This is a genomic window from Haloactinospora alba (genome assembly GCF_006717075.1).
Classification (GTDB): domain Bacteria; phylum Actinomycetota; class Actinomycetes; order Streptosporangiales; family Streptosporangiaceae; genus Haloactinospora; species Haloactinospora alba.
This window is the reverse complement of sequence record NZ_VFQC01000001.1, coordinates 3,838,757-3,861,069: the sequence shown is the minus strand read 5'-3', so window position 1 is coordinate 3,861,069 and position 22,313 is coordinate 3,838,757. Positions and strand designations below refer to the sequence as shown.

Annotated in this window: 23 protein-coding genes and 1 pseudogene; 16 read left to right on the top strand and 8 right to left on the bottom strand. The window is 68.8% G+C overall.

Annotation, left to right across the window (positions count from 1 at the left end; all coding sequences use genetic code 11):
• Positions 1–75: 75 nt before the first annotated feature.
• The 3 genes from FHX37_RS17555 (at position 76) to FHX37_RS17545 (ending at position 4,012) form a co-directional block, all read left to right on the top strand.
• Positions 76–1,596: an APC family permease gene (locus FHX37_RS17555; protein ID WP_141924912.1), complete on the top strand. Its 1,521-nt coding sequence runs from the start codon at positions 76–78 to the stop codon at positions 1,594–1,596.
• On the top strand, positions 1,586–3,223 hold the full coding sequence (locus tag FHX37_RS17550) for an amidohydrolase (protein ID WP_141924911.1): 1,638 nt from the start codon (positions 1,586–1,588) through the stop codon (positions 3,221–3,223). Before FHX37_RS17555 ends, FHX37_RS17550 begins: the two co-directional genes overlap by 11 nt.
• A gap of 165 nt (positions 3,224–3,388) precedes the next feature.
• Positions 3,389–4,012: a TetR/AcrR family transcriptional regulator C-terminal domain-containing protein gene (locus FHX37_RS17545; RefSeq protein ID WP_141924910.1), complete on the top strand. Its 624-nt coding sequence runs from the start codon at positions 3,389–3,391 to the stop codon at positions 4,010–4,012.
• A gap of 30 nt (positions 4,013–4,042) precedes the next feature.
• Here the strand turns inward: FHX37_RS17545 and FHX37_RS17540 are convergent, their stop codons facing one another.
• Entirely contained in the window at positions 4,043–6,151 is a 2,109-nt protein-coding gene (locus tag FHX37_RS17540; protein WP_141924909.1) for a heavy metal translocating P-type ATPase, read from the bottom strand.
• Positions 6,152–6,982: 831 nt separating this feature from the next.
• On the opposite strand from FHX37_RS17540, the gene FHX37_RS17535 reads away from it, so the two are divergent.
• Together FHX37_RS17535 and FHX37_RS17530 are read left to right on the top strand one after the other, a co-directional pair.
• Positions 6,983–7,804 carry a lipase family protein gene (locus FHX37_RS17535; RefSeq protein WP_141924908.1) on the top strand — a complete coding sequence of 274 codons (822 nt, stop codon included), beginning with the start codon at positions 6,983–6,985 and terminating at the stop codon, positions 7,802–7,804.
• A gap of 237 nt (positions 7,805–8,041) precedes the next feature.
• A complete protein-coding gene (locus FHX37_RS17530) occupies positions 8,042–8,443 on the top strand; it encodes an MmcQ/YjbR family DNA-binding protein (RefSeq protein WP_141924907.1) in 402 nt (133 codons plus the stop codon).
• A gap of 30 nt (positions 8,444–8,473) precedes the next feature.
• On the opposite strand, the gene FHX37_RS17525 is transcribed toward FHX37_RS17530, so the two are convergent.
• Positions 8,474–9,877, bottom strand: a complete 1,404-nt coding sequence (locus FHX37_RS17525) for a condensation domain-containing protein (RefSeq protein ID WP_141924906.1) — start codon at positions 9,875–9,877, stop codon at positions 8,474–8,476.
• A 270-nt stretch (positions 9,878–10,147) separates the two neighbouring features.
• A complete protein-coding gene (locus tag FHX37_RS17520) occupies positions 10,148–10,822 on the bottom strand; it encodes a pentapeptide repeat-containing protein (protein ID WP_170181615.1) in 675 nt (224 codons plus the stop codon).
• Positions 10,823–11,079: 257 nt separating this feature from the next.
• Here FHX37_RS17520 and FHX37_RS17515 point away from each other — a divergent pair, with 257 nt between their 5' ends.
• Both FHX37_RS17515 and FHX37_RS17510 read left to right on the top strand, forming a co-directional pair.
• Entirely contained in the window at positions 11,080–11,334 is a 255-nt protein-coding gene (locus FHX37_RS17515) for a hypothetical protein (RefSeq protein ID WP_141924904.1), read from the top strand.
• 347 nt (positions 11,335–11,681) lie between these two features.
• Entirely contained in the window at positions 11,682–12,812 is a 1,131-nt protein-coding gene (locus tag FHX37_RS17510) for a protein-L-isoaspartate O-methyltransferase family protein (protein WP_141924903.1), read from the top strand.
• Between the two features lie 235 nt (positions 12,813–13,047).
• Here the strand turns inward: FHX37_RS17510 and FHX37_RS17505 are convergent, their stop codons facing one another.
• Both FHX37_RS17505 and FHX37_RS17500 read right to left on the bottom strand, forming a co-directional pair.
• On the bottom strand, positions 13,048–13,239 hold the full coding sequence (locus FHX37_RS17505) for a DUF397 domain-containing protein (RefSeq protein ID WP_141924902.1): 192 nt from the start codon (positions 13,237–13,239) through the stop codon (positions 13,048–13,050).
• 13 nt (positions 13,240–13,252) lie between these two features.
• Positions 13,253–14,089, bottom strand: a complete 837-nt coding sequence (locus FHX37_RS17500) for a helix-turn-helix domain-containing protein (protein WP_281288308.1) — start codon at positions 14,087–14,089, stop codon at positions 13,253–13,255.
• 530 nt (positions 14,090–14,619) lie between these two features.
• On the opposite strand from FHX37_RS17500, the gene FHX37_RS17495 reads away from it, so the two are divergent.
• From FHX37_RS17495 to FHX37_RS17480, 4 genes are read left to right on the top strand one after another with little or no spacing between them, the layout of a single operon-like run.
• A complete protein-coding gene (locus FHX37_RS17495) occupies positions 14,620–14,898 on the top strand; it encodes a hypothetical protein (RefSeq protein ID WP_141924900.1) in 279 nt (92 codons plus the stop codon).
• Positions 14,895–15,110, top strand: coding sequence for a MerR family transcriptional regulator (locus FHX37_RS17490; protein WP_246062337.1), 216 nt, complete (start codon positions 14,895–14,897; stop codon positions 15,108–15,110). The genes FHX37_RS17495 and FHX37_RS17490 overlap by 4 nt, the downstream gene beginning before the upstream one ends.
• Positions 15,107–15,313 carry a hypothetical protein gene (locus FHX37_RS17485; RefSeq protein WP_141924899.1) on the top strand — a complete coding sequence of 69 codons (207 nt, stop codon included), beginning with the start codon at positions 15,107–15,109 and terminating at the stop codon, positions 15,311–15,313. Before FHX37_RS17490 ends, FHX37_RS17485 begins: the two co-directional genes overlap by 4 nt.
• Positions 15,301–15,702, top strand: a complete 402-nt coding sequence (locus FHX37_RS17480) for a hypothetical protein (RefSeq protein ID WP_141924898.1) — start codon at positions 15,301–15,303, stop codon at positions 15,700–15,702. The genes FHX37_RS17485 and FHX37_RS17480 overlap by 13 nt, the downstream gene beginning before the upstream one ends.
• 615 nt (positions 15,703–16,317) lie before the next feature.
• On the opposite strand, the pseudogene FHX37_RS22970 reads toward FHX37_RS17480, so the two are convergent.
• The 3 genes and pseudogenes from FHX37_RS22970 to FHX37_RS17470 form a co-directional block, all read right to left on the bottom strand.
• Positions 16,318–16,404: pseudogene (locus FHX37_RS22970) on the bottom strand.
• A gap of 146 nt (positions 16,405–16,550) precedes the next feature.
• Positions 16,551–17,033 (bottom strand): hypothetical protein, encoded by a 483-nt coding sequence (locus FHX37_RS17475; protein ID WP_141924897.1) that lies wholly within the window; start codon positions 17,031–17,033, stop codon positions 16,551–16,553.
• Complete coding sequence (locus FHX37_RS17470; protein WP_141924896.1) at positions 17,030–18,526, bottom strand: helix-turn-helix transcriptional regulator; 1,497 nt, start codon at positions 18,524–18,526, stop codon at positions 17,030–17,032. The genes FHX37_RS17475 and FHX37_RS17470 overlap by 4 nt, the downstream gene beginning before the upstream one ends.
• A gap of 323 nt (positions 18,527–18,849) precedes the next feature.
• Here FHX37_RS17470 and FHX37_RS17465 point away from each other — a divergent pair, with 323 nt between their 5' ends.
• The 5 genes from FHX37_RS17465 (at position 18,850) to tmk (ending at position 22,311) form a co-directional block, all read left to right on the top strand.
• A complete protein-coding gene (locus FHX37_RS17465; RefSeq protein WP_141924895.1) occupies positions 18,850–19,032 on the top strand; it encodes a hypothetical protein in 183 nt (60 codons plus the stop codon).
• Positions 19,032–19,265 (top strand): hypothetical protein, encoded by a 234-nt coding sequence (locus FHX37_RS17460; RefSeq protein ID WP_141924894.1) that lies wholly within the window; start codon positions 19,032–19,034, stop codon positions 19,263–19,265. The genes FHX37_RS17465 and FHX37_RS17460 overlap by 1 nt, the downstream gene beginning before the upstream one ends.
• A 199-nt stretch (positions 19,266–19,464) precedes the next feature.
• Entirely contained in the window at positions 19,465–20,238 is a 774-nt protein-coding gene (locus tag FHX37_RS17455; protein WP_211351866.1) for a DNA-3-methyladenine glycosylase family protein, read from the top strand.
• The gene (locus FHX37_RS17450; protein WP_141924893.1) at positions 20,204–21,679 is read left to right on the top strand and encodes a B12-binding domain-containing radical SAM protein; all 1,476 of its coding nucleotides are present in this window, start codon (positions 20,204–20,206) and stop codon (positions 21,677–21,679) included. The genes FHX37_RS17455 and FHX37_RS17450 overlap by 35 nt, the downstream gene beginning before the upstream one ends.
• Positions 21,676–22,311, top strand: coding sequence for a dTMP kinase (gene tmk / locus FHX37_RS17445; RefSeq protein ID WP_141924892.1), 636 nt, complete (start codon positions 21,676–21,678; stop codon positions 22,309–22,311). Before FHX37_RS17450 ends, tmk begins: the two co-directional genes overlap by 4 nt.
• The last annotated feature ends 2 nt before the right edge of the window (positions 22,312–22,313 follow it).

Genomic DNA, 22,313 nt, shown 5'->3' with positions numbered 1-22,313 from the left:
TCTAAAACGAATGCTATTCGTTTCCGCTGGTTAAAGCGCCGGAACGCGTTAACTCCTCCAGGAAGGCACCCCCCTATGGCCTCTTGTCCGGAGCCGGAACCGGGTGACACCCCGCAGTCGCGGTTGAAAACCGACGCCCTCGGTGCCGGAGGGATCACGTTCCTCGTGGTCGCCGCCGCCGCACCGCTCACGATCATGACGGGACTGGCGCCGCTGGCCATCCTCATCGGCGGTATCGGCGCACCAGCCGGGTACCTCGTGGCCGGCGGGGTGCTGGCGGCCTTCTCGGTGGGTTTCCTGAGCATGGCCAAGCACACCGCCGGAACGGGGGCCTTCTACACCTACGTCACCCTCGGTCTGGGGCGCACCGCCGGTATGGCGGCCGGCATCCTCGCCGTCGTCTCCTACAACGCGCTGCAGATCGGGGTGTACGGGCTCCTCGGGGTGCAGTTCCGCGACGCGTTCACCGAGCTGGCCGGCGTCACCCCGCACTGGGCCGTGCCCGCCCTCGGGGCGGTGGTGCTGGTGTGGGCGGTGGGGCGCCGCGGCATCGACCTGGGCGCGCGCTTCGTCGGTGTACTCCTCCTGGCCGAGGTCGCGATCCTCGTTCTGCTCGTCGCCGCGGTCCTCCTGAGCGGCGGCGCCTCCGGGCTGGACTCCGACCCGTTCGCGCCGCGGGCCCTCACCGATCCCGGGATGCTCGCCATCACCGGTTTCTGCTTCGCGGCGTTCATGGGTTTCGAGTCCACCACCCTCTACCGCGACGAGGCGCGCGACCCCGCCCGGAGCATCCCGCGCGCCACCTACACCGCCGTGGCCTTCCTCGCCCTGTTCTACTGCCTGGTGGTGTGGGCGGTCATCCAGGCGTTCGGGGACCGGGCGTCCGAGGTCGCCGCGGACAACCCCGCCGCCATGTTCGTCGTCGCCATCGAACGGTACGTCGGAACGTGGGCCGGCGACGTGCTGTACCTGCTGGTCCTCACCAGCGTGCTGGCCTCCCAGGTGGCCTTCCACAACGCGATCAACCGCTACACCCTCTCGCTCGCCCGGGACGGTCTGCTACCCGCGGCCCTCGCCCGCCCCCACCCCCGCCACGGCTCTCCCGCGGCGGCGGGAACGGTGCAGAGCCTCCTCGCGGCCGTGGTCGTCCTCGCGTTCGCCGTCACGGGAGCGGACCCCTACCTGCGGCTGTTGCTGCTGGTCAACACCCCGGGCGTGATCGGGGTGCTCGTGCTTCTCGTGGTGACCTCACTGGCCGTCATCGCCTACCTCGGCCGGAGCCGGCTTCCCGGAACCCGCCTCGGGACGGTCTCCGCGGCGGTCACCACCGTGCTGCTGGCCGCCGCCGTCACCGGGCTGGTCGCCAACCTCCACGCCCTGACCGGAGCGGGAGCCGCCACGAACGCGGCACTCGCCGCCGTCGTCCCCGCGGTGCTGGTGGCCGCCGCCGTGGCGGCCCGCGTCCTTCGCGCGCGCCGTCCCGACGTGTACGCGCGCGTCGGAGGCGGAACCGCCACCGACGCCCCCGCACCGCCCGCAGCGGAAAACGCCGAACCGAACCCCACGTCACGACCGGGAGAGCCCCATGCTGACTGACCGCACCCCTGACCTGGTCCTCGTCGCCGAGCGGATCCACACCCTGGAACCGTCCGAGACCGGAGCCAGAGCCCTCGCCGTGCGCGACGGCCGTATCGCTGCCGTCGGTGACGAGCGCGACGTCCGCCACTGGCGCGGCCCGGGAACCGAGGTGCTCGACCTGGGGCCGGCGGTCCTCACCCCGGGGCTGGTCGACGGGCACATGCACCCCGTCAAGGGGCTGGACCTGACAGCCGGCGTGGACCTGTCGCACGTGACCACGCTCGACCAGCTCGTCGCCGAGCTGCGGGAACACGGCCGCGGCCGGGAACGCGGCGCGTGGGTACAGGGGTGGGGGCTGGACCCGAACGCCTTCGGCGGGCACCCCCTCACCCACGCACCGCTGGTGCGGGCACTCGGGGAGGACACCCCGGCGCTCGTGACGATGTTCGACGGCCACTCCGCCCTGGCGAGCCCCAGAGCGCTGGAACTGGCGGGCGTCGACGGCCCCCGGCGTTTCGCCCAGCGGGCCGAGGTGGTGTGCGACGACGACGGACGCCCCACCGGGCACCTGCTGGAACTGCCCGCCTACGAGCTCGTGCAGCGGGTTCTGCCGCCGGAGCTGCCCTCCACCCGCCGCTCCCGGCTGTCGGCGATCCTGGAACGGATGGCGGCCAGCGGCCTCACCGCCGGGAACGTCATGGACTTCGACGGGGACAGCGGCGAGCTGGTGTCCGCCTTGGAGGAGGAGGGCGAGCTGCCGCTGCGTCTGCGGTTCGCGCCGATGTGCATGCCGGGAGCGGACGCCGCCGACCTGGACCGCATCGTCGAACAGCAGCGGCTCCGCGGCCGCCGCTGGAGCGTGGACGGGGTGAAGTTCATGATCGACGGCACGGTCGACGGCGGGACCGCCTGGCTCGACGAACCCGACGTCCACGGCGAGTCGACCCGCTCCTTCTGGCCCGATCCGGACGAGTACACACGCGCGCTGCGCCACCTGAGCGAGCGGGGCGTACCGACGGCGACCCACGCCATCGGCGACGCCGGTGTGCGCCACGTGCTGGACGCCATAGCCGGGGTCGCCGCCGACCCGCCGCGTGTGCCTCACCGGGTGGAGCACCTGGAGACGCTTCCCTCCGAGCTGGTGCCGCGCTTCCGCGCCCTGGACGTGACCGCCAGCATGCAACCGGCGCACTGCGCGCACTACACGCGCGCCGACCACACCGACAACTGGTCCCACCGCCTGGGACCCCGCCGCGCCGGCCGCGCCTTCCGGTGCCGGGACCTGCGGGACACCGGCGCTCGGCTCGCGCTCGGCTCGGACTGGCCCATCGCCTCCTTCGACCCGCGCGCCACCATGGCCGACGCCCAGCTGCGCCGCCCCGCCCTGGATCCCGAGAGCTCCCCGGTGCGTCCGGAGCAGGCGCTGAGCGCGAGGATGGCCCTGGAGGGCTACACCATCCACGCCGCCACCGCCGCCGGAACCGGCGACACCAGCGGCACGATCGCGCCCGGGAAGCGGGCGGACCTCACCGCGTTCACCGTGGACCCGCTGCGCGCCTCCCCGGACGAGCTCGCCCAGGCGCCCATAGCGCTGACCGTCGTCGCGGGGCGGGTGGCCCACCGCGGAGGCGGGAGCGGCCGGTAACGGGTCCGGTTGCCGGGTCTTCGGGTGCCGGCGGGCGGGAACGTGTAACCTCGCCACGGCCGACACCCGAAGACCCGACCACGCACGGTTCGGCCGTCCCGCCGGTGGTCGCCCCCTCCGACGGCAGCGCCGCCGGGACGCGGGCCGGACCGGAAAGGACCCGCTGTGCCGCGACCCTCCCGTCCCCGCCTGTCCCGCGACGGCATCTGCGCGACGGCGCTCGGCCTCGTCGACGAGACCGGCCACTTCACCGTCAACGGGGTCGCCGCGCGGTTGGGGGTGCGCCCCTCGTCGATCTACAACCACGTCTCGGGGCGGGAGGAGATCGTCGAGGGCCTCCGGGGGATGCTGGTCCCACCGCGCTCCGCTCTCCCCTCCGAGGAGGTGCCGTGGGAGGAGGCGGTGGCGGAGTGGGCCCGCCAGTACCGGAACGCCCTCTCCGAGCACCCCCGGGTGATCCCGGTCCTGGTCTCCCAGACCGTGACCGATCCGGCGACCATCGCGCTGTACGAGAGAGTGGCCCGCGTCCTGGAACGGGCCGGCTTCGCCGGGGAGGAGCTGGTGACCGCCGTGACGGTCCTGGACAGCTTCATCCTCGGCGCGGCGCTGGACGCCACCGCCCCCATCGAGCTCTGGGCCGCCGGAACCCGGGAGGACTCGGCGCTCGCCCGGGCCGCGGCGGCCACGAGCTCCCGTGGGCGCGAGCGGGCGGACAGGACGTTCGAGCGGGGACTGCGCGGGATCATCACGAGCCTGCGGGACGGCCGCGCCGCTGCGGGCGACCCGTGAGCCGCCCCGGCCGGCCCGCCCGGCCGCCCCTCACTCGCCGGGGGTCAGCCGCACCCTCCGCAGCAGCTGGGCGTTGAGCGCCACCACGATCGTGGACAGGCTCATCACGATCGCGCCCACCGCCGGAGGCAGCACGAACCCCACCGGCGCGAGCACCCCCGCGGCCAGCGGCACCGCCACCACGTTGTAGCCGGCGGCCCACGCCAGGTTCTGGCGCATCTTGCGGTACCCGGCCGCGGACAGGGTCCGCACCGAGACCACCCCCCGCGGATCGTCGGAGGCGAGCACCACCCCCGCCGACTCGATGGCGACGTCCGTCCCGGCGCCGATGGCGATCCCGACGTCCGCGCGCGCCAGGGCCGGGGCGTCGTTTACGCCGTCGCCGACCATGGCGACCCGCTGGCCGCGCCGCTGCAGTTCGGCGACGGTGCGGTCCTTCTGGTCGGGCAGCACCTCGGCGAAGACCTCGTCGATACCCAGGCGGGTGGCTACCGTGTCGGCCACGTTGCGGGCGTCGCCGGTGACCATGGCGACCCGCACGCCGCGCTCGTGCAGGGCGCGCACGGCCTCGTGCGACTCCGGGCGGCTCTCGTCGGCCAGCGCCAGCGCTCCCGCGACGTGGCCGTCGGTGAGGACGTGCAGCACGGTGGACCCGTGCTCGCGCCAGTCCCGGGTGCGTTCCGCCAGTGCGGAGGGTTCGGACACGCCGAGCTCCTCGAGCAGCGCCGGTCCGCCGACGTGTACCACCGTCCCGTCGGTCTCGGCGCGCACCCCGCGACCGGTCAGGGAGGTGAAGCCCGAGGCCTGGGGTACCTCACCCCGCTGGCGGGCGGCGTCGAGGATGGCGCGCGCCAGCGGGTGCTCCGAGTCGGCCTCGGCCGCGGCGGCGAGCGCGAGCAGCCGGTCCTCGTCCTGGCCGGCGGTGGCGGCGACATCGGTCAGGCCCGGTGTGCCGGTGGTGAGGGTTCCGGTCTTGTCGAACAGCACGGTTCCGGTCGCGCGCATGCGTTCCAGGGACAGCCGGTCCTTGACCAGGATGCCGTTCCTGGCGGCCATGGTGGTGGAGATCGCGGTCACCAGCGGGATGGCCAGTCCCAGCGCGTGCGGGCAGGCGATCACCAGCACCGTGACGGTGCGCTCCACGGCCAGTGTGGTGCTGCCGAGGGCGGTCCACACGACGGACGTGACGTCGCCGGCGAGCAGGGCGAGCCAGAACAGGGCCGCGGCGGCGCGGTCGGCGAGCGCCTGGGCGCGGGAGCGCGACTGCTGGGCTTCGCTGACGAGGCGCTGGATGCCGGCGAGGGTGGTGTCCTCACCGACCGCCTCCACACGCAGCCGTAGGGAGGAGTCGGTGGCGACGGTGCCGGCGGTGACGTGGTCGCCGCTGCCGCGGTCCACCGTGGCCGACTCGCCGGTGAGCATCGACTCGTCCATGGCGGCCGCGCCGGAGCGGACGGTGGCGTCGGCGGGGACGCGCCCGCCGGAGCGGACGAGGACCGTGTCACCGACCCCCAGGTCGGACACGGACACCTCGGTGACGGTGCCGTCCTCGGCGACGCGTTCGGCGGTGTCGGGGAGGAGTTCGGCGAGGCTCTCCAGCGCCCCGGAAGCCTGGCCGAGAGCGCGCATCTCCACCCAGTGGCCCAGCAGCATGATCGCCACCAGCAGGACGAGCTCCCACCAGAAGTCGAGGTCGGCCGGGGCGTAGCCCAGCGTGCTCAGCATGCTGGCGAGGAAGGCGACCGTGATGGCGAGCGCCACCAGGGTCATCATGCCGGGCAGTCGGGACCGGAGCTCGCTGGCGGCGCCGCTGAGGAACGGCCAGCCGCCGTAGGCGAACACGACGGTGCCCAGGACCGGCGGAACCCAGGCTAGCGGGGAGGGGACGGTGTAGCCCAGCCACCCCGCGACCATGTGGCTGGTGAGCACGACCGGGATGGCCAGGGCCGCCGACCACCAGAACCGCGCGCGGAACATCGCCGCGTGGTCTTCGTGGCCACTGTGGTTTTCGTGGCCGTTGTGATCGCCATGCCCACCGTGGCTGTTGTGTTCCGTGTGGTCGGTGTGGCTGTTGTGGTGCTGGGACGGGTTGGCGTGGGAGTTCACGGCGTTCTCCTTCGCGGGTCTGTTCACCCCCATGTATACCCCCCTAGGGTATATGTCTGTCAATGACCGGGAGGCGTGTCGCGGCGGCTCCGCGGCGCTCCCGCCGTGGGCCGTGCCCGTTGCCGCACGTTCCGCGGGAAATTCCCTCCCTCTCCCTCTTTTCGTAATACGGGTTCGGTCCGGCGTATCGGAACAACGGTGCAGGCGGATTTCCCTTGCGGACGCGGGAAGAAAGAAATTTTGTGTGGCCCGTTCGTCACGTTCGCCCGCTATGTTGGCGGGAGTTTGTCGGGTTACCTCCAGGTACGTTTTTTTCGGTCGCCCGGAAGGTGATCCAGAATTTTTGGCCAGGGTTTCCGAGGGTTCGGCCGGGTAATGTCTGGAGCGGTTGCGGCTGGGGTGGGCGAGAATTCGCGCGGTTCCCCTTCCGGTTTTTGTTTATTTTTGAATGAAACAAAGGAGACCTATGTCTGACGGTTCCGTGGTGGTCCCGGTGGTCCCCGGCCCGGTGCGGTCGGATTCCGCGAAGCGCGAGTCCCGCAACCGGTTTGGGATGCCCACCCACGCGCCGGCTCCGCCGAACGCGGACGGGTAACGGCCCCGGTCGGGTGGGCCGGTGCCGTGCTCCCCACCGGCCCACCCGACCACCCCAGGCGGGAGCCGTGTGACCCCGCACGCGGTTCCCGCGCACGCGGGAGCGCCCGTCCGCAGCCTCCCGGGCGGGCGCGTTCCGCTGTGCACACCCCCGCTCGGGGTGGCCGGTCCCAACCTCCACTGGTCGGCGACCCCCACATGACAGGTGACGACACGCACCGGAGGAGATCCGGTGCCCAGAGTAGCGAAACAATGTTGCGGAGGGCGGATATGACAGCACCGACGTTCGACCACACCACCACGCGCCACACGGGCAAGCACGCCCACTGCATGGCACTGGCCGCCCAGCTCGCCTACAAGGACGAGGACGAGGTCCACCGGCAGACGGGGGAATGGGGCTTCGACGAGGCGCGGTTCTTCCGGGTGGAACACGAGCAGCAGCTCCCGTTGGACGACACCCAGGCCTATGTCGCGGCCAGCGAGGACATGGTCGTGCTCGCCTTCCGCGGGACCGAACCCGCCGAGATCCGCGACTGGCTGTCGGACGCCAACGCGCCGATGGTGCCCGACGAGTCCGGAACGGGGAACGTGCACATGGGGTTCCACCAGGCGTTGGACGCCGTGTTCCCCCGGGTCCTGGACGCGCTCGCGGAGCTGCACACCGACGAGAAGTCGCTGTGGGTCACCGGACACAGCCTGGGCGGGGCACTGGCGATGCTGGCGGCGGCGCGGCTGTGCTTCGACGAACCGGGGATCCTCGCGGACGGGCTGTACACGTTCGGCCAACCGCGCACGTGCGACGCGGCGCTGGCCGACGCGTTCGACGAGGAGTTCCAGGGGCGCAGCTTCCGGTTCGTCAACAACAACGACATCGTCCCCCAGGTGCCGCCGGACCCGCCGTACCGCCACGTGGCCGAACAGCGCTACATCGACTCCCGGGGAAGGGTCCGCGAGGAGGAGACGTCGCTGCTGGGCGGGGTGACCGACAGCGTCCGGGGCCACACCGCCGACCCACTATCCCCGGGCGCGGACGCGCTGCGTGACCACCCGATGGCGCGCTACGTCTCCGCGCTGGAGAACGATGCGGCCTGAGCCGGACTCCGCGCCCGGCAGCCTCCCGGGTGCGGAGCCCGCTGTTCCAGCGGTGCGGGAGAGAACCACGTGTGCGCCGCGCGCCGTACGCGGCTGGCGCTGATCCCGGCGGTTTCCGGGGCGCTCGTCGCAGGCGGCGCTGTTGGCGGAACGCCTGACGGAGCCGGTCGGCATGGGCCAGACTGAGACGCGCCCGAGCGGGCCCCGGCCGGTCGAGAACGGAGGACACGCTTCCCCATGACGCCACAGCAGTTCATCGACGCTGCGCTCCGGTTCCCCGAGTCGGTGGAGACGGAACCGTACGGTCCCGGTGTCCTCGTCTACAAGGTCGCGAACAAGTCCTTCGCCCTCCTGGCCGGCGGCAGCGACGGACGTTCCGCCTGGGCCACCCTCAAGTGCGACCCCGACCTGGCTGTGGAGCTCCGCGAGCAGTACCCCGGCGTGGTCACCCCCGGGTACCACACGAACAAGCGCCACTGGAACACGATCCTGATGGACGGGACGGTTCCCGACCGGGAACTACGGGAGATGCTGGACCACTCGTACCGGCGGGTCGTCGCCGGGCTGCGCAGCGACGACCGGGACCGGCTGCGGGAAGCGCTCGACGGCGGAGGGCCTCCCCTCCCCGAGTCCCGGTAGTGACAGGGGCTCCGCTGAGAGCGCGCCCCGTCAGAGCTCCCCGTGCCGCGCCATCCGGCCCATCGTGTCGGTGAGCAGTTCGCGCAGCGTGGCTTTCGTCTCGTGCGCCTGCGGAGTGTCGACGAAGATCGCGTTGGCGTAGAGGCCGTCGGTGTTGCGGTGGAACCAGTAGCAGATGCCGTTGCTGTGCGAGGCCCATACGTGCGTCTTCGCGTTCCACTCCGGTAGCAGCTCGCCTCCCAGGGCCTTCCGGAAGTCGATGTAGGAGAAGAAGTTCACCGCGTACGGCCACGCGCGGAGATCGGCCAGCTCCGGTGCCAACAGGTGCCACGCCTTGACGAACGGCACCTCGGAGTTGGCGAGCATGTCCCGGAAGGCCTCGTCCGCGTTCTTGATGACCTCCACGAAGTTCTTGTCGGCCGACACCGAGAGCTCGATCGGCACCGTGTTCACGAACCAGCCCATCGAGTACTGCCAGCTGCCCCGGCCGCGTTCGCTGATCGGCACCAACCCGCGGTACACGTCCGGGCCGCCGGCTCTGCGCTGCGCGATGGCGATACCGGCGAGTACGGCCAGGGAGATCCGGCCGCCGGCCACGCGGCAGTGCATGTCCAGCGCCTCGGCCTCCTCGTGGTCCAGCAGCTTGTCGGTCTCGTTGGCGGTGGGGTACAGCGTGTCGGGTTCCACCCCCAGGTCCAGGGGGAAGGCGGGGAAGAACCCGCCGTTGCGTTCCTTGAACCCGCGCCAGTAGTCCAGCCGGGGATCGTCGGCCTCCAGGGCCGCGTACTGGTGGCGCTGCGCTTCCCCGAACTCGACGTAGCTGCCCGCCGGTGGCAGCTCCGGTTCGCGCCCCGCGGCGTAGGCCGTGTAGGCGGCGGTCATGTCGTGCACGACGATCGGTCCGGAGAGGCCGTCGGACACGAGGTGGTCGTAGGCGACGAACACGGTGGTGTAGGTGTCCCGCTGCACGGCGCCCATGACGATCAGCGGCCAGCTGAGCGTGTCGACGCCGTTCACGAAGAACCCGAAGATGTGGTTGCGGAGCTCCTCGCTGGTACCGATGTGGCCGATGTCGCGGTGGTCCACGGCCATCTCGTCGGGTTCCAGCGCGGCGCAGCTGACGTCCCCGGCGAGCTGGCGGAACTCGCAGCGCAGCACCTCGTGCCTGCGCGCGAGGTACAGCAGGGACGACTCCAGCGCGGCGCGGTCGAGCGGGCCGGGCAGATCGAACGTGGCGGCCACCCAGGACGCTATCGGGTCGTTGTCCCGGCGGGAGTCGATCGCCGCGGTGAGGTGCTTGTCCTGGTTGAACGAGGCTCCCCGGTGCTGTTGTGCCGTCCCTGGCTCCGACGCGTCAGCTCTCGTGGACCTCAGCCGCACTTCCAGGACGTGTCCCGGCTCGATGTCCAACTCGCTGACCGGAATTTGCAGCATGTACACCCCGAACGATCAAACATTAATGAGTCATGAAATGGGAAAGTGGTGTGGTTCCACTGTGTCGAGACGGTAGCAGTCTCCTACGGTTCTGACCGGTGCGATTCGGAAATCCTGATTGCGGGAACCGGGGAGCTGGTAACGGAAAGCGGAAAACGCGAGGTGTGCCGGGCCTTTCTGACAAGAGAAACTAATTCATATATTACCCGCAAGAGAAGTATTTGTTCTTTGGTGCGATGTGCCCTTTTTGTTCGTTGCGCGCGGGGGTGCTCAGCCGCGCTCCGGGTTCTCCTGGACGGTGATGCCGAGAGCGGCGGCGAACTCCCGGTAGAGCGAGAGCGCGTCGGCCGGCTCCATGGAGGATCCGGACAGGTCCGTCAATCCCGTGATGCCTTCCAACGCGCATCCGGAGAAGTGGACACGGTTCATGGTGCACTGGCTGAACCGGGAACCGCTGAGGTCGCAGTCCGTGAAGGTGACGTCTCCCAGCTCGGCCGATGTCCAGTCGCTCTCGACCAGTCGGCAGTTGTCGAAGGCCACCCGCTGGAACCGGGAGAACCGCCACTTGCTCAGGTCCATGGAACAGTTGCGGACGTCCACGTCGGTAACCAGGCTCCCCGCGGCGGCCATCCCGGTGGCCCTGCTCTCGTCGATGCGGGACCTCAGCAGGCCGCTGTCGGACAATTCCAGGTTGGACAGGTCGCACTGCTCGACGCGCAGGTCGCCGAACGTGCAGCGTTCCCACTCCGTGCCGCCCGCGCGCACGTAGCGGAGGTCGCAGGTGCCGAGGTCCACGAACGCGTAGGACCCGGCGGTGATGTTGGCGCGCGCGATCCGGAGGTCGCGGCATGTCTTCTCCGACTCCACCCGGAGCCGGTCGGTGTCCGCGCCGTTCAGCGTGACGCCCCTGCGGCGCGGTGGTCTGGGAGGTTTCGGGGCAGTCACCAACGGGCTGCCGCCGTTCGTCCTCCGCCGCGTTCTCGCAGGGGAAGTCCGGGAAGCATGGGGGCAGACAGCGGGGCCTCCTGTCGGTCGGCATCGCGGAAGGACCCAGAGTACCGCGCCCGGCCTCCGGCCGTATTGTGAGAATCGGCTGGTTCGTAATCGTTTTTGTCTTTCTTCTGCGGAGTTGTTATAACCAGTCGGTAATTTCCTTCTGGGGTCGCGGATTCCGCACCCAGGACGACCGGGATGGAGAGCGTGTGCGTTTCAGTATTGTTCTGGGTGCGATGGTGGCCGTGACCGGGGCGGTCCTCTTCCTCGCCTTCCCGGACCTCGAGTTCTACTGGTTCCGGGGAGGTCCGCTCGGCGCGGTCCTGATGATCGCCGGAGCGGCCGAGGCGGGAGAGGGAGCCTGGCGCGTCAGGGGCCGCCTCCGCTCGGGCGAAAGACCGGAGACCGCCGGGGGCGGGGGTAACGAGGCCGACACGGACCGGGGGGCCGGCCGGTCCGAGTAGCTCCCCTCGGAGCTGTCGCGGCACTCCCCGGCAGCGCGGAGCCGGGACAGGTCGTGGCTCACGGCACTCCCCGGTCCTCCAATCCCGCGCACGCGGGGATGGACCTCACCCAGCGGGAATGCAACGAACGGCGCGGCCCCGGCTGGCCAGACCTCTCGGAGACCGGAACCCCAGCATCACGCCTGACACCTACGGTCACCTGTGGCCGGAGCAGATTAGGTGGCGGACCACTGCCGGTTGGCCGGTTCCGGCCACAGGGTGTTGCCTGTTCCGCGCGTGGGGTAGGAGCGTGGACGGATGTCCCCCGAGGTGTGGAGGTTGCCGGATGGGTACCCGTGGCGGTGCGGATGGGTGAACAGACCCCAGCCAACCCGGAACGGTTGGCCGAACTCACCGACGACGAACAATGGAAGCAGGCGCTGCGGGACGTTCCGCGCGAGTGGTTCGTGCCCGGGCGGGCGTGGACCATGCGGGACGGGCTGATCGACCGCAGTACCGACCCGGATACGTGGCACCGGGCGGTGTACTCCGATGACGCGGTCGTGACCCAGATCGACGACGGAAACACGGAACTCACCAACGAGTCCCCGTGGCAACACGTGCACAACTGGACGAGTTCGTGTTCGGCTCCTGATGTCATGCTCGATTTCCTCGACCTGCTCGATCCTTATCCCGGCGATCGGGTGCTGGAGGTCGGCACCGGCACCGGCTGGACGGCCGGGTTATTGTCGGCGCGGCTCGGTGGCGACAACGTCACCTCGGTCGAGGTCGACGAGCGGGTAGCCGACCACGCGCGGGCGAACCTGGAACGGGCGGGATTGTCTCCGCGCCTGGTGGTCGGCGACGGCCAGAAGGGGCACCCGGAGGGCGCCCCGTTCGACCGGGTGCACGTCACCTGCGGGGTACGCGAGGTCCCGTATGCGTGGGTGGAGCAGACGCGTCCCGGCGGAGTCATCGTGCTGCCGTGGATGCCGATGCCGGGCGGAGACGGGCACAAGGCCACACTCGTCGTCACCGGCGACGAGGCGACAGGCCGGTTCCGCGGCGGGGCTGCCTACATGCTGCTGCGCTCCCAGCGACCGGCCTACCCCCCGATCGACGGAACCCAGCGCGCGTCTCGGGGACGCGTGGACCCTCGGCGTGTCGCCCGGGGCGGACGCGGACTCGACGTCGCGCTTGCCGGCCTGCTCCCGGAGGTGTCCGTGAACGGGTTCGACTTCGACGACGGGTCGCACCGTATGGTCCTAAGGCACGTTCCCAGCGACTCCCATGCTCTCGTGGTGCGTCCACCCGAAGGCGGCAGCGCTGAGGTGGAGCAGTGCGGGCCGCGTGATCTGTGGAACGAGCTGGAAGCGGCCTACCTGACGTGGGTGGCGTGGGGAGAGCCGGGCCGGGACCGGTTCGGACTCACCGTCGATGTCATGGGACAACACGTGTGGCTGGATTCCCCCGAGAACCGGATAGCGGAGGTGGAGTAATGGCCAAACACCGGGACGCGCCGCAGAAGTGCTCCATGTGCGGCGGCGCCGGGAAGATCAGGTCGTCAACAGGTGATGGGCAACGGGACAAGCCCGATACCTCCTCGCAGGAGATCACCTGCCCTGGCTGTGCTGGTTCCGGCACCCAGCCGTAGCCCCGACACAACAACCCTCCGGCCGCAACCGGAGGGCTGACGTGTTCATCCCGTGATCGGGGGCCGCCACGGGGCAAGGATTACAGGCGGCCGGACCGGACCCCCTCGAGGAACGCCTTCCACTCCGTGGCGGAGAACGACAGGTGACCGGCGTCCCGGTTCTGTGTGTCGCGGACTGCGGTCACCGGCCCCTCGGCGACCTCGACGCAGTTCTCTTGCGTTGCGGAGCTGTAAGAACTCTTGTGGAAGGCCAGATGGGAAGTATCGAACATGATCAGGTCCTCTTTAGGTCAGAGAGTCCAGCACTCCCTGGATAAAGTCACGTGAGTCATCCACGGAGAGTGCCGCTGATTGGGCGTAGTCATACAGCAACTCGTGTTGCGTTATGTCGTCTTCCTCCTCCAAGAACAACGTGTTCAGGCCGCTGCTCTCCAGGTAGACCACGCTCGGGTCGTCTGCAAAGTCCAGGATGGTGAAACCGCCGGGCATGACTGCATGCGGCCCTAGCTGGTTCGGGAGTACCTGGATACGCAGACTTGGCCGTTGAACGTCCAACAGGTGCTGCAGCTGGTCTGCGAGGTCAGGCGTAACCTTCAACAGCGCTGCTTCGTCGACGACCGCCCAAAACTTCGGAGCATCCGGCCGGGCGAGGATCTGCTTACGCAACATCCGAGCTTCGACGCGGCGAACGATGGTGTCCTCATCGGTGACGCCGTGACCACGAATGACAGCACGAGCATAAGACTCAGTCTGCAGCAGCCCTGGAATCAACAAGGTCTCCACGGTGCGGATGGTCGTCGCCTCAGTCTCCAGGCCGACATATGCGCCGCTGCCGAGAACATCCTTGTAGCCGACCCACCACCCCTTCTGGCGAGACTGCCGAGCCAGGGCCATGTACGCCTCTCGCACCTCAGGGTCAGTGACCTCGTAGACGTCGAGTAGCTTTGCTATGTCCTCAGGATCAGGCAGCACCCACTCGTTGCGTTCCATGCGCGTGAGCTTGCCGCGCGAGAACCCTGCTTTCTTCGTGGCTTGATCCGAGGTCAGGTTCGCCGATTCGCGCAACTCACGGAGCTTCCTCGCCAGGCGCCTACGTCTGACAGTCGGGCTGCCAACGACCACGTCGTCACTCCCTGGGTTGGATGCCTGGACACGCTCTAATCCTACGCGGGACGACGCTGAATCAGACATTTTGCGCACCTCTTAACTATTAGTTAGCAGCTTCAGCAACATCTTTCAGTCAGTACTAGGTTTAGCATTGCAAATTTTTTTGAGATGCGTAACGATGGTCCTGTTCGATGTTCCCGCCGACTTCCCGGCCGAACTGGCCTCCAGGGAGGTCTGATGAGTTGCTTGTCCTGATGACCGCGCTGGCGTTGCTGGCCCCAGTGCCGCCGCCACGTCAGAAAAAGACCTCCGCGAGAGCCCGAACTCTCCGGAGGTGTGGCCACCGACTGAACGGAGTCGATGACATGCCCCAGTTTATCCGCACCTTCGCGTACCTATGGACGCTGCTTTTGATGCTGACCGTCGCCCTGGTTGCGCCCGTCCGCCGACCAGGGCGTCACGCCCCCACTGCCCCATGCGTGTCCCCGCCCCCGCTGTCTCAGCGCCGTACCACGGCGCGTCGGTTCACCGTGCCCTCGCCACGCTTGCCAGAACCGGTCGGCGGGACGTTTCCCGACCCCGAGTGGATCGACCCTGAGGAGCACAGCCCTGTGCGGCCCTATGTGACCGAGCTTGAGCGCCTCCGCCAGGAGCGAGAGTACGAGGCCGGGTGGTGCCCAGCCTGTGGCTCTACCACCACACCCGAACCCGCCCCGCCGACGTATGGGGATGGGTTGGACGATGTCCGCGAGGCACTGTCTCCGCTGGTGCGCCGGTGGCTGTCCCAGCGCGAGGAGAAGAGCACGGTGGGGGTGGCCTGGTGAGTATCCCCGAGATCTGGTCCTCTCCGTTGCGTCCGGGTGATGTGGCCGAGGTGTTCGGTGTGACCACCTCCACGGTCAACGCCTGGGTGCGCGAGGGCCGCTTGTCTCCGGTCCTGGTCACTCCGGGTGGGCACCGCCGGTTCGCGCCCGGCCAGGTCCAGGACCTTATGGCCGCCATGAACCATCAGGAGGAGGGGGGTGACCAGCCGTGAACCTCACCCCGCAGGAACGCCGAGAACTGCTCGACCTGGTGGAGCAGCTCGCCCAGGCCATGGACGGCAACGCCCTGTGGCCCGGCCAGTTGCGCGACATCCTGCAGGAACTGCACGCCCGCGTGGTTGCCTGGCTCGGCGACGAGGAGATGGTTTCCCACCAGCATAGCGCTGGGGGAGGTGGTGGCCCGTGCGAGGAGTAGACACCGGATGGGAACCCGGCATGTGGGTGCGGCTGTCCGGAGAACCCGACGGCCTCACCCCGTGGGATGTCGTCACACAGCAGGATGACGGGATGCTGCGGCTGGCACCCCGCGAAACGGCCGGCGACGCCCACACGGTCACCGTCCACCCAGAGGAGGTGGAGCGGCTCTCCAATGGGGATCTGTCGTATCTGCAGTGCCGCTGGCCCGTGGGACTGCGGGTGCGGCTGCACGCGGCCGGTTCCACCGTGCACGTGGTCACCGGCCACACACCCCAGCCCGGAACGGACGCTGGCGAGGTGCTCGTACGGCCCCTCAGTGGTGGGCTGGTGCGGCACGCCAACCCGCGCACCCTGACCGACTGGATCCCGACCGAACTGCGCGAGTAGACCCACGTGGACGCGCGCCTTTTCTCGACCGGGCGCGCAGGTGGGGGTGTGCGTGGGTGGCGGCGCACACCTCCTTCCCCCGGGTGCTGCCAATCTCCCAGCGCCCGGGGGTCACTCCGCCCCCGGGCGTCCTTCCCTCTCACGCTGCGTCCGGGGGTAGCCGGATTTCCGTGTTCCCATAGGGGGCGTGCACACAGCAGCGGAACGGTACGGTCAGATCCTGACCGCATTCGCCGAAGCACCGGCCATGTTGAATCACAAGAGAATAACGCCGCGTATTGTCGCAGGTGGCGAAGAGTGAGCCCCACGCACGTGGGGATGGACCGAAGCTCTGATGAGTCTACCCATGCATGCTGGCGTGAGCCCCACGCACGCGGGGAGGGGGCCGCGGGGAAGGTCGGTGACAGGTGGTCCTTGGCCCACACCCGCATGGCCGTCATCGAGCGGTACACACACGTGACCTTCTGCTGGCCGAGGGGTGCCGTGAACCGGGAGAGACGGGACCGCTGAACTGGTCCTACGGAGGGCGATAGGACCCTGTGGGCCGCGGGCCGCGACCCGAACCCAAAGAAAAAACCGGGGTCCGACGCTGTGCGTCGGACCCCGGGCGGCTTACGGAGGATGAGGGATTCGAACCCTCGAAGGAGTTGCCCCCTAACCGCATTAGCAGTTATAAAACGGACATCTCACTTTGTCTCATCCGATCTCAGGCATGCGTCTCCATCTGGGGTTTCTCGTCTCATGATCCGGAGTGAGATGCCATTGATCCCCGGTGCAACTGCTACCGCTCCAGAAACCGAAAGGGCTGCTCCACACCAGGGAGCGGTCCTTCTGCACGCGGGAACAGATCATTCTCGCCGAGCGCCGTCCGGCCAGACGACGTCGACCGGGACGCCCCGGCCGCGGGCGGCCTCGACCGCGTCTCCGGTTCCGCCCTTGCCGCCGGAAGGCTGGCCGTCCCAGACGGCAACGAGCCGGTCGATCCCGCCCAGGATCGCCTCGTTCGCGTCCTCGTAGGCTTCTCGCCCCGCTGTCTTGTGCGGCATGTAGCGGACCAGCGTCGAGCGCATCAGGAGATCGTCGAACTGGTCGAGGTTGTACGGCTTCACCTTCGCCTCGCGGTAGTCGACCGAGGGAAGCACGACTTCGAGTTTCCCGCCGGTCTCCAGAACGGCCTCGGCGAAGATCTGGTCGGCTCCACGGGCAAGGCAGGAGAGGCCGATCAGGTCGCCGTCGCTGTACGGTGCGAGCACCTCGGTCAGGGCCTTACGCACGAGAGGGACGCTGTCGGCCGAGAGGCTGGAGTGACCGGTGATCCCGATCCGTGTCATGCCATCTCCTTCGAGGTCGAGGGTTCGACCAGCAGGGTATTCGACAGCTCCTCGCGGGCCTCGGCCACAGCGGACTCACGGTGGAAGGCGGCGGCTTCGCGATGCCAGTCGTGCAGGCGCCGGCGTACCCGCCCCGATCCGAGGTCACGTTCGATGCCGGCGGCCTGGTTGATGACCCGTGCGGCCTCCTCGGGCTCGCCTAGAACGAGGTAGGTTCGCCCCAGGCCGACCAGGTCGAACGCCCGGTTGCGCTTCTTCGCCGGATTCCGCAGCCGAAGGGCCTGGGTGATGTAGGTCGCCGACGATCGTGCGTACTTGGTCCGCGCCGCCTTGTCGTCCTGGCCGAGGACGAGATCCCGGTACCGGGCGCCGACAACCCCGGACAGCTCGGCATGGTCGAAGTTGCGCGCCCAGCTCGGAAGCTCCTCGCTGTTTCCTTCTTCCAGGAGTTCCTCGGCTTGGGCGACGGACCGCGCGTAGGCCGCTGCGCGCCCCATGCTGGCGTAGGACCATCCCTCGCGGGTGCGGAGCATCGCCAGCACTGTTGGCGGCGCGTTGTACGACTGGGCGCTGTCCAGGGCGATCCGGGAGATGTCGAGGGCGCCGCGGGGGTTCTTCGTGTCCAGCAACTGGCGTGCCATGTCGGCCAGGACGCCGACGCCGTACAGCTTGTGCTCCGGTCCGGCCTGGTGTATCGCCCGCAGCGAGAGCGTGTAGTACTTCTGGGCGGCCGGGTGGTCGCCTGCGTCGTAGGACATGGACGCGGCGATCTTCGATAGCTCGGCCATGACGACGAAGAGTCGTGCCTGAACTGGTGCCGACTGCGCGGTTGCGGCGAGTTCGGAGACCTCGGAGAGCTGGCCGACGACGGCTTTGCGGCGGATGCCCAGACGCCAGCGGTCGTCCCAGTGCCGAAGCGCCACGGTCGCGGCCTCGATCCGCTGAAGCTCGGTTTCACCGAGCGACCCCTTACCGCGGTCCAGGATGCCCCCGGGCGGCAGCAACCAGTGTTCGAGCGTCTCGGTGAGCGCCGCACCGACGACGAGTGCGCCGCCGACAGCAAGGGCCTCTCTGCGTTTCATCAGGTCCTTCAGCGTGATCTCGGCGATGTCCTCAACTGTTCTCGGCGCTGACCATAGATCACCTGTTGCGGCAGCTGGCGTACCGGATCGGGAGTTGCCACCGACATATACGGACCGGGCATCGGCGAGCCCGATCATGTGACGGGCCTCGTTCGGCATTCCGAGACCGTCTGCTACTCGCTGCCAGCTCTGAAGCGCCGTCATCTGCTGTCGACCGGACATGATCCGGCTGACGTGCGGCTGCGCGAGGTCGACGGCCGCTCCGATCGCCTGCTGGCTCGCCCCGCAGTACTGCCGGACGAGGCGGAACAGGGCGCCGGCGTCGTGGTTCTCCAAGACGTGCAGGACCTCGGCGCGAGACCAGAAGGCCAGGGGGATTGAGAGGCGTTCTGAAAGGTGGGGGTCGCTCATTCATACCGCCCTCGTATATCGCCGGGAGATTCCTTAATTGTTGCTACTCGACGTTACATCGCCTTGTGTCACCGCACACGAAAATGGTCGCCCCCGAAAAGCGGCGACAAGCCGACCAATCCGGTTGTGCTCGCGCGCTGATGGTCGTCAGCGAGCCGCCGGAGGAGTACACACATGGCCCGATCGCAGCGAATCCATGCAGCTCAGTTGACGCCGAGTGGGCGGACAAGTTCCGTCCCGCTGAGGCCACCTGGGGTTTCTCCGCCTGGTGGAAACCCCGCCGCCGATGCACCGCGAGAGCGAAGACCGTCGAGCTTCTACCGATGACCGTTTCCAGCCCGGCGCCCGAGGCCACCGCGATCGTGTCGCCCGCCCGACCGTATGTGCTGCACCTCGAGCACAAGCGCCGGCGCTGGCATGCGCGGCCCGATCGGCTGCGTCTCGCCCTGGCGCTCCTGATGGACATCGGCGATCCCGTACCGGCTGGAGTAGGAGGTGCCCGGTGATGAGGTGGGCGCAGCAACCGCACTATCCCATCGGGGACCTGATCTCCGATAAGTGGATCTTGTCGATCGACGACGACCAGCAGTACGTCGCCTTCCGGCCGCTCGGTTGGACCGGCCCCGACCCGCATGAGCGGATGACCGCGGAAACATGTGACGCCCTGCTGGCCAAGCTCCGCTACCGCGCTCGGCACGAGGACACCCGTCACGAACCGATTCGAACTCCGCTGCGGTGAAGCTCGGTCTCTCGCCTCCCGAAGACTGCGCTGAACCGCTCTCCTCGGGTGCCTGCTGGTGAATGACGAAGGGAAGTCGCAGGCGTCCACAGCGGGGAGTCCGGTGCACATGGCTGTCGCCGGGCGCCTCCCCCTTCTACTGCGTTCGCAATCCCCGCCTCATGGGAGGGTGCAAACCCCCTACGAAAGGAGCGACACCATGCGCACCCTGTGCGAACATCCCGCTTGGAACAACGGCCGCCGCCTCGTCCGCACGGCCAACGGCGTCTCGCTGGCATCAGCGAGTGCCGCCGGGATCGAACTGTCGAAGCCCGGCCCCGTCATCGACATCTACGAGCCTGCCGAACTCTCCGATCGCGTCCCCGAGCTACTGCGTCGACGGCTGGAATACCGTGGCCGCGTCGCCCGGATGCGTACTCCCGACCTGTGGGAAGCGATCGCGACCGCGATCATTCGGCAGGTCATCCGTGCCGACCAAGCCCGCCTCATGTATCAGCGCTTCACCAGTGCTTACGGCGAAATCGCCGAGGTCGGCCGGGTCTTTCCTGCTCCCGAGTTGGTGCTGGCCCTTGATGACGAGGTGTTCACCGAGCTGGGCATGGCGTTCAAGCGCGATCCGCTCCGTGCGGCCGCCCAGGCTGTCCTCGACCACGGCGAGGAGTGGGAGCAGCTGCCTCCCGCCGACCTCGTGACCGAGCTGCAAGCGGTTCCCCGGATCGGCCCCTGGACCGCCGGTGCGGCCACCGCCGACCTCACCGGCGACTTCTCCCTCTACCCCCACGGCGACATGGCCGTGCGCAAGTACACCCGGCAAACCTTCCCCGACCTCGATCTTCCCGATCAGGAAGCCGCGTTCGCGGCCTGCTGGTCGGCCTACTGCGACTCCTCTTCCGAGCTGTCCGTTCTGACCGCACTCACCCTCGCCCTGGGAGGCGACCGTGCTCAATCCCTCGACCAGAACGAACCCTCATGACCTGATCACGGGCCACAATCCCGCCCGCCACCTCGACCTGCTCCTGGTCAATGCCCCATTGCGTGACTACGCCGAACGGCCTCGCGTCAACGACTTCACCCTTCCCGTCCTCGGGATGGGCTACATCGCCACCTACGCCGCGCACTGCGGGTTCAACGCAGGTGTGCTCGACGGTGAGGCGCTCGGGATGCCGGTCGCCGCCGTCGCCCAGGCCGTGAACGCCGCCGCTCCTCGGTGGGCCGGATTCAACCTGCTCGCACCGACCTACGAGATCTCCGCGAACATTGCCGCCGCCCTCGACCCGGGGATAAAGATCCTGCTTGGCGGACACCAGGCCAAGGCCATGCCGACCGAGATTCTCACCGATCGGCGCATGGCCCGGTGCGAGGCCCTGGTAATCGGTGAGGGTGAAACCCGCGTCGCCGAGCTGCTCGGCGACCACCTAACCCGGGGAGATCTGCCCGGGGTGATGTGGCTCGACCCCGTACTGAAGCAGCCGGTGACCGGCGGTCGCCCCGGCCAGGGACGCCACCTTGCCCCCGACATCAACGCGATGCCGTTCGTCGACCGGCGGTACCTTACCCAAGACCCCCATCACGACGCCGGCCGTTGGGAAGCGAACATGGTCGGCGCCCGCGGTTGCCCGTATGACTGCTCGTTCTGCGGCGCCGCCGTCTCGGCCAACTCGGATGTGACGATCCGCGTGCGCTCGGCCGAGAACGTGGTGGCCGAGATGGAGCAGCTTCGCATCGCCTACGGGGTTACTGCGTTCCGGTTCGTCGACGACCTGTTCCTGGGCGCTCGCCGCGTCATCAAGACGATGATGGACGGCTTCGCCGCGCACAGGGTCGGCGACTGGGCAGTCTGGGACGCTACGGGACGGATCAACGTGCTCGCCCGCGAAGGCGACGAGGTCCTGGACCGGCTCGTCGCGAACGGCTTGTGCGAGGTGGCCTTGGGGATCGAGTCCGGTTCTGAACGGATGCTGGCCCACATCGACAAGCGCATCACCCAAGACATGATCCGCTCGACCGTGACCCGGCTCGTCGAGCGCGGGATCTCGGTGAAGGGGTACTTCATTCTCGGATTCCCCAGCGAGAGTCGCGCAGAGATGCGCGAGACCGTCGACCTCGTGCACGAGCTGTGGAACCTTACCGACCGCGCCCCCGGTCGGTTCCGCAGCAGCGTGTTCGAGTTCCGCCCCTACCCCGGTACCCCCGAGTGGAACCGGTTGATGTCCACCGGCCGCTACACCTCCGCCCAGATGCTCAACTACACGGCGGTGGACCTCACCGAGCGCGGTGTGGACGAAGCCATGCGGCAGAGGGACGAGTTCAACTTCAGCAGCGGTATTCAGTTCGGTGAGGCCACCGTGAATGAGGTCCGTGCCGCCCTGGTCGAGCTGTCCTGCGGGGAGCACCATAGGAGGGCCGCCGCATGAGCCGAGGCTTGTTCGTCGCGATCGACGGCCCCGGCGCCGCCGGGAAGTCGACTCTGCTCCGCAACCTCACGAGCCGGCTCACCGGCACCGGTGTTCCCGTGCTGTCGACCACCGAGCCCTCGCGGGGCGAGATCGGGCAGCTCGCGCGCTCGCGCACCCGTGAGCACACGGGCATGGCGCTGGCATGCCTGGTCGGTGCCGACCGGTACCACCACCTCGAAACCGAGATCCGCCCTGCAGTCGGCGCCGGGAAGGTGGTGCTGTGCGACCGCTACACCCTCTCCTCGCTGGTTCTGCAAGCCGGGATCGACGGCGTGCCCGAATCCGTGGTGCGCTGTATCAACGCCCACGCAGACCCGCCGGACCTGCAAATCGTCCTGACCGCCCCGCCCGACGTGCTGCGCGAGCGCCTCGCCGTGCGCGGCTCGCATGGCCGCTTCGAGGATGACCCGACCCTTCCCGGCCGCGAGGTCGAGCTGTACCGAGGGGCCGCCGCGGTATCCGAACGCGCCGGCGTGCGCACCATCGCCGCCGACACCTCACAAGGCCCGGAGGCGATCGAATCGCTGCTTTCCGGTCTCACTAGCACCATTGGAGGGCTATGGTCGCGACGACACCATGAATCCGCCTGATG

Coding starts and splice junctions, on each gene's coding strand:
- tmk (WP_141924892.1), top strand. CDS start 21,676: ATGAGCCGAGGCTTGTTCGTCGCGATCGACGGCCCCGGCGCCGCCGGG.
- FHX37_RS17470 (WP_141924896.1), bottom strand. CDS start 18,526: ATGAGCGACCCCCACCTTTCAGAACGCCTCTCAATCCCCCTGGCCTTC.
- FHX37_RS17455 (WP_211351866.1), top strand. CDS start 19,465: ATGCGCACCCTGTGCGAACATCCCGCTTGGAACAACGGCCGCCGCCTC.
- FHX37_RS17540 (WP_141924909.1), bottom strand. CDS start 6,151: ATGGGGGTGAACAGACCCGCGAAGGAGAACGCCGTGAACTCCCACGCC.
- FHX37_RS17555 (WP_141924912.1), top strand. CDS start 76: ATGGCCTCTTGTCCGGAGCCGGAACCGGGTGACACCCCGCAGTCGCGG.
- FHX37_RS17505 (WP_141924902.1), bottom strand. CDS start 13,239: ATGTTCGATACTTCCCATCTGGCCTTCCACAAGAGTTCTTACAGCTCC.
- FHX37_RS17535 (WP_141924908.1), top strand. CDS start 6,983: ATGACAGCACCGACGTTCGACCACACCACCACGCGCCACACGGGCAAG.
- FHX37_RS17460 (WP_141924894.1), top strand. CDS start 19,032: ATGAGGTGGGCGCAGCAACCGCACTATCCCATCGGGGACCTGATCTCC.
- FHX37_RS17475 (WP_141924897.1), bottom strand. CDS start 17,033: ATGACACGGATCGGGATCACCGGTCACTCCAGCCTCTCGGCCGACAGC.
- FHX37_RS17525 (WP_141924906.1), bottom strand. CDS start 9,877: ATGCTGCAAATTCCGGTCAGCGAGTTGGACATCGAGCCGGGACACGTC.
- FHX37_RS17465 (WP_141924895.1), top strand. CDS start 18,850: ATGACCGTTTCCAGCCCGGCGCCCGAGGCCACCGCGATCGTGTCGCCC.
- FHX37_RS17530 (WP_141924907.1), top strand. CDS start 8,042: ATGACGCCACAGCAGTTCATCGACGCTGCGCTCCGGTTCCCCGAGTCG.
- FHX37_RS17550 (WP_141924911.1), top strand. CDS start 1,586: ATGCTGACTGACCGCACCCCTGACCTGGTCCTCGTCGCCGAGCGGATC.
- FHX37_RS17510 (WP_141924903.1), top strand. CDS start 11,682: ATGGGTGAACAGACCCCAGCCAACCCGGAACGGTTGGCCGAACTCACC.